Source organism: Niveispirillum sp. (assembly GCF_017996735.1).
GTDB lineage: Bacteria > Pseudomonadota > Alphaproteobacteria > Azospirillales > Azospirillaceae > Niveispirillum.
On the sequence record NZ_JAGOGJ010000230.1, the window covers coordinates 1 to 5,738 of the forward strand.

The following is a 5,738-nucleotide window of genomic DNA, read 5'->3' on the forward strand; positions in this document are numbered from 1 at the left end:
TGCAGGTCCTGCTGGGCCTGCACAGCGACGGGCCACCAAGATTTCCAATTATATCCATGCCCTGATGGCCGTCACCCCGGACAGCCATCAGGTGGATCTGGATATCTGAGGCGTTCCCTCACTGTCCCAGCGCCTTGATCAACTCGCCCATATTCTTGACGAAGGCCGCCGTGGAAATGCCCTCCACCGGATCATCGGCAATGTAGGGGGAAGTGTCGTAAAGGTCGCCCACGCGGGTCGCCCGGTATTCACCGCCCGTGGGCGTGGCGGGGCCATCGCCGATATAGGGGTTCGACACGGCCGTCAGCTTCACCGGCCAATAGCCGCGCGGGTTCAGGCCCCGGACCAGATCGGCCAGCTTGTCCCCGCCCGCCACCTTTTCCTTCTGGTCCTTCTTCATCATGTCGAACACATCGACATCGCGCAGCGTGAAATAGCGGGGCAGGGCATAGGTGCCGGGTTTGGCCAGCAAGGGGGAACCCTTGGAAACCGCTTCCCCCGTCGTGGCGGCCAGCTTCTGATATTCGGCGCGCAGGGCGGCGGTATCGATGGACCGGAACGACCCGTAATGGGCGATCACCTCGACCGGGCTGTCGCTGGTGTAATATTCACCATTCACCACGTTCGACCCGCGACGATGCAGGTATAGCGGCTTGTCCGTCCCGATCTCCAGGAAGGTCGGGTGGGTGCGGCCCTGGCTGCGCAGGTTGGGCGGCGATTGCACCTTGTCCAGCCAATCCAGCGCCTCGGGCACGCGCGCCAGATATTTTACATCGCCGGTCAGGCGGTAAAAACTCAGCAACTGCTTGATATTGTTGGCCGTCGTATGGGTGGCGAAGGCTTCGGGCTCATAGGTGCGCGCTCCGGCCGGCTTCAGGTCCGTGGTCCGGTGCTGCAGGCCCCAGGCGGGCTGCGGCTGCGGCTGCTGGGTGGCGATGAAAATGTCCATGCCGCGCCGGATGGGATCGACCAGCTTTTTGTCGCCCAGCACCTGATAGGCGAAGATCAGCACTTCCAGATTTTCCCCCGACACATCGTCATTGAAGGTGATGTAGCCGGTATAGTCCGGCTTGCCGTGCAGGCCGCCATCCTTGACCAGCGGGAAACGCTGCGGCCAGCCGCCATTGGGGTACTGTGCGTTCAGGATGAAGCCCAGCGCCTTGTCGAGCGCCTTCTTGAGGCCCTTGTCCTTCTTCTCCAGGTACAGGCGCAGCAGCAACTGTGTGGCCTCGGCCGTGCCGGCATCGTCGAAGGTGCCGTTGCCGTAATAATGGTGGAATTCCTCCATGCGCCAGGCGTTCTTGCCATAGGTGTCGTACCAGCGCTTCAGTGACTCTTCACCAGCAGTGTCAATGACATAGTTCCAGCCACCGCTGTCCAACTGCCCCTTGATCAGCGCGTCTGCCGTCTTCATGGCGGCATCCAGGTACCAGGCGTCGCCCGTGGCGTGGTACGCGTCCAGGAACAGGTGCCCCACGGTGGCCGTGCCCGGCGGCTGCACCCAGATCATGGTCTTGTTGGCTTCCAACTCGCCCCAGCGGCGGGAGAAGTCGGGCAGATATTGCCAGACATAGCCGCCATTGACGGCCGCCTCCTCGATCATGAACCGTGCCGCCCGTTTCATGGTGACCAGGATTTCGTCGCGGCTGGGGGCCTGCACGGCTTCCTGCGCGGTGGGGCTGGCGGCGGTCTGGGCATGGCCGGGCAGGGCCAGCATCAGCGGCAGGCAGGCGCAGATCAGGGCACGCTTAAAAGCGGCGATGGTCATTCGAACGTCTCCGGGCTTCGCTCCATGGCGGCTCTGTCGGCCACCTCTCAAGCCCCGAGTAAATCACACATGACACCGGTTTCCTAGAGTGATCGTGTTACAAAATGTCACCGGTGTCAGCATCGAAACGGAAATGAAATAGAATGGCAGGGACCGGTCGATCCCGGTCCCTGCTTGTCATCAGAACCGGACGGTGCCGGTCAGCACCCATTCCCGCGGCGGCTGCGGGAAATAGGCGAAGGGACCGTCATTGTTGGCCACCACACTGTTCACCTTTCGGTCGAACAGGTTGCGCCCCGTCAGCGTCAGGTCCAGCGCGTCCAGCGCCGCCCAGGTGATGGCGGCATTGGCCAGCATATAGCCGCCGGCCTTGCGGCTGTTGGTCCCGTCATAGGCATAGTCGCCGGAAATATCCGCCCAGCCGCGCAGGGTCAGGGCTGCCGCTTCCACCGCCTGCACGATCTCCACCCGCCCGGCATGGCGTGGCACGCCCGCCACATCCTTGCCGGTGAAGTCGAACGGCCGGTTGGTGTCGGGTTCCAGAAAGGCGTTTTCGGTCCAGATGGCCTCTGTGAACCCATAGGTCAGGTTCAGCGCGGTTCCATTGCCCAGGTCGGCATTGGCCTCCACCTCCACCCCGCGTGACCGCTGCCGGCCATTATTGATGGTGCGGGCGGAGCCACCGACGGGCAGAAGCTGCAACAGATCCGACCGGCGAAGCTGATAGGCGGTCACGCTGGCCGTGAAGCGCCCATCCGCCGTCTGTCCCTTCAATCCCGCCTCGATATTGCGGGCGATTTCCGGGTTCAGGTCCTTGTTGCGATTGCGGAAGGACCAGATGGGGCCGAATCCGGGGCTGAACCCCTCCCCGAACGCGGCATAGGCGGTGACCAGATCATTGACCCGCCAGCGCAGCGACGCCTTGGGGCTGATATGGCTGTCGCTGTCCTTCACGGTCACCTCCGGGTCGGGGCCATAGCCGCTGCCCGAGGGACCGTAATGCACCTTGCGCTGGAACCGGTCCAGCCGCGCCCCGACGCTGGCCGCCACATTCCCCCAATCGCCATCGACCTGGGCAAAGGCCGCCTGGGTGCGGTTGCGGGCCTGGGCGTTCAGCAGGTAATCCGACTGCCACAGATCGGCATCGACATGCGCGCCTGTCAGGGCGTTGCGCCGCTGGGTATAGAAGCGGGGGCCGAAATCGAACTCCCCGGTCCAGGTCTCGACATGGTGGGCCTCCACCTGCTCCGCCGACAGACCGGCCAGAATGCGCCAGGTATTGTCCAGCCGCGCATCCACCTGCTGTTCGGCAAAATAGGTGTCGGTGCTGCCATCCACGCGGAAGCCGGTGAAATTCACGGTGCCGCTGGCGGGGTCATAGGGATTGAAAAAGCCTTGACGGCCGGCCGTGTTGGCGTGGCGGGCATGCAGGCGGGTGGTGGTGTTAACGCTGTCCGTCACGTCGCTGGTCAGGACCGCCGTGCCTGTCCACATGCGCTTGTCGAAACCGGCGCCATCCTGGTTCCAGTTGCCCTTGCGCCCGCCGGGCAGGGCGATGGGAATGCCATTGGCATCGGTGGGCAACTCCCCGGCCAGCCCCTGTTCGGTATTCACATAGGTGCCGGTCAGGTTCAGGACGGTCGCATCGGTCAGGTCCAACCGCTGTTTCACGAACAGGGTCTGTTCCTTCCGGTCAGTGCGGTCACGCCAGCCATCCGACCCTTGCGCCTGGGCAGAGATCAGGATGGCGCCGACATCGCCCGTGGCCCGCTGCACCATGGCGGCGGCATTCCACCAGTTGTGGGAGCCAACGCCCGCCTGTGCCTGGTTCAGCGGCTCGTCCGTCACCTCGCGGGTGATGTAATTGATGGTGCCGGCGATGGCGCCGCGACCGTAAAGGGCGCTGGTGGGGCCACGCACGACATCGACCTGACCAACCACGCCAAAGGGCAGTTGTTCCAGGTCGACCTCATCATCGCCGGTGACGAACGGCACACCATCCATCAGCACGGTGATTGTATCGTTATGCACGCGGTTGGGCACGCCCCGGATGGTGATGTCGGTATAGGTGCCCTGGTCGTTGGTCTTGACCATCAGGCCGGGCAGACCGCGCAACTCCTCCCCGATGAAACGGGTGGCTTTCGGCTCGAAATCATCACGGTCCACGCGGGACACGCTGGCCGGGACATCGCGGATTTGGGTGGCGCGGCGGGTGGCGGTGACGACAATCTCGTCAAGGCTGGTGGCGCCGGGGGCCGTTTCCGCTGCTGCGGGAAGCGACAGGGCCAGAAGGGCGGTCGTCGCGGACAGAATACGGGCGTAAAGGGAAAAAGAGTGTTTCATGGGTTGCGGAACCAATGTCTGGGGTTCGATCTGGGTTCCGCGCCTGAATTCACGAAATCATTCATCACCGCAAGAAAAAGCGGGTGGGATACAGGGTTGCACGGCCGTGATGACGCCGCCTTTCTACACCTCATCCCCGCGCAGAACCGGCCCCGCCGCCTGTAGTTCTGCCGCCTCATCGTCCGTGAAGACCCGCGATCGGGTCAGGAACCGCATGCCTTCGGGCCCCTCCAGCGAGAAACCGGCCCCCCGGCCGGGCACGGCATCGATGATCAGTTGGGTATGTTCCCAATATTCGAACTGGGCCGCCCCGATGAAGACGCGCGCGCCATGGATCTCGCCCAGATAGACGTCGCGGCTGCCGACCTTGAACTCTCCGGCCGGGTAGCACATGGGTGCGGACCCGTCGCAGCACCCCCCCGATTGGTGGAACATCACCGGGCCGTGCATGGCGCGCAGCCGGTCGATCAGGGCGTCGGCCGTTGGCGTGGACAGGACGCGGGGGATCATGGGCGCTCCTTTCGGCTTGAAACAAAGAAGGCGGGTGACGCCTTTCGACGTCACCCGCTGCCAGGTTGCCTCATACGGGAGGACAGGCGTTCGCTGCTCAGAAGAACCCAAGGGCCTTGGGGCTGTAGCTGACCAGCAGGTTCTTGGTCTGCTGGTAATGGTCCAGCATCATCTTGTGCGTTTCGCGCCCGATGCCCGACTGCTTGTAGCCGCCGAAGGCCGCATGGGCCGGATAGAGGTGGTAGCAGTTGGTCCAGACGCGGCCGGCCTGGATATTGCGGCCGAAGCGATAGGCGCGGCTGCCGTCACGGGTCCAGACACCGGCACCCAGGCCGTACAGGGTATCATTGGCGATGGCGAGCGCTTCTTCCTCGCCCCGGAACTTGGTGACGGCCAGGACGGGGCCGAAGATTTCCTCCTGGAACACCCGCATCTTGTTGTGGCCTTCCAGAACGGTCGGCGTGACGTAATAACCGCCCGACAGATCACCACCCAGATCGGCGCGGCCGCCACCGGTCAGGACCTTGGCGCCCTCGCCCCGGCCGATATCGATATAGGACAGGATCTTTTCCAGCTGATCGTTCGACGCCTGGGCGCCGATCATGGTGCTGGCATCCAGCGGGCTGCCCTGCTTGATCTTCTGGACGCGGGCGACGGCCTTTTCCATGAACCGGTCATAGATACGTTCATCGACCAGGGCGCGGGACGGGCAGGTGCAGACCTCGCCCTGGTTCAGGCCGAACATGGCGAAGCCTTCCAGCGCCTTGTCCAGGAAATCGTCATCCTCCGCCATCACGTCGGCGAAGAAGATGTTGGGCGACTTGCCGCCCAGTTCCAGCGTGACGGGGATCAGGTTCTCCGACGCGTACTGCATGATCAGGCGGCCGGTCGTGGTCTCACCCGTGAACGCGATCTTGGAGATGCGCTTGTTGGTGGCCAGCGGCTTGCCCGCCTCGATCCCGAAGCCGTTGACGACGTTCAGCACGCCGGGCGGGATCAGGTCGCCGATGACATCCATCAGCACCATGATCGACATCGGCGTCTGTTCGGCGGGCTTCAGCACCACGCAATTGCCGGCGGCCAGCGCCGGGGCCAGCTTCCAGGCGGCCATCAGAAT

4 protein-coding genes are annotated in these 5,738 nt (G+C 63.8%); all 4 read right to left on the bottom strand.

Going from position 1 to position 5,738, the window contains the following annotated elements; translation table 11 throughout:
• Window positions 1-118 precede the first annotated feature (118 nt).
• Window positions 119-1,768: a pectate lyase gene (locus KBA48_RS32065; RefSeq protein ID WP_292912736.1), complete on the bottom strand. Its 1,650-nt coding sequence runs from the start codon at window positions 1,766-1,768 to the stop codon at window positions 119-121.
• Window positions 1,769-1,948: 180 nt separating this feature from the next.
• The gene (locus KBA48_RS32070; protein ID WP_292912737.1) at window positions 1,949-4,111 is read right to left on the bottom strand and encodes a TonB-dependent receptor; all 2,163 of its coding nucleotides are present in this window, start codon (window positions 4,109-4,111) and stop codon (window positions 1,949-1,951) included.
• 123 nt (window positions 4,112-4,234) lie between these two features.
• A complete protein-coding gene (locus tag KBA48_RS32075) occupies window positions 4,235-4,621 on the bottom strand; it encodes a DUF779 domain-containing protein (protein WP_292912738.1) in 387 nt (128 codons plus the stop codon).
• Between the two features lie 97 nt (window positions 4,622-4,718).
• Window positions 4,719-5,738 (bottom strand): aldehyde dehydrogenase (gene adh, locus KBA48_RS32080; protein ID WP_292912739.1); only part of this gene is annotated, 1,020 nt, incomplete at its 5' end.

Bases quoted from the DNA above. Each gene is read 5' to 3' on its own strand.
- KBA48_RS32075 (WP_292912738.1), bottom strand. From the start codon at position 4,621: ATGATCCCCCGCGTCCTGTCCACGCCAACGGCCGACGCCCTGATCGAC.
- KBA48_RS32065 (WP_292912736.1), bottom strand. From the start codon at position 1,768: ATGACCATCGCCGCTTTTAAGCGTGCCCTGATCTGCGCCTGCCTGCCG.
- KBA48_RS32070 (WP_292912737.1), bottom strand. From the start codon at position 4,111: ATGAAACACTCTTTTTCCCTTTACGCCCGTATTCTGTCCGCGACGACC.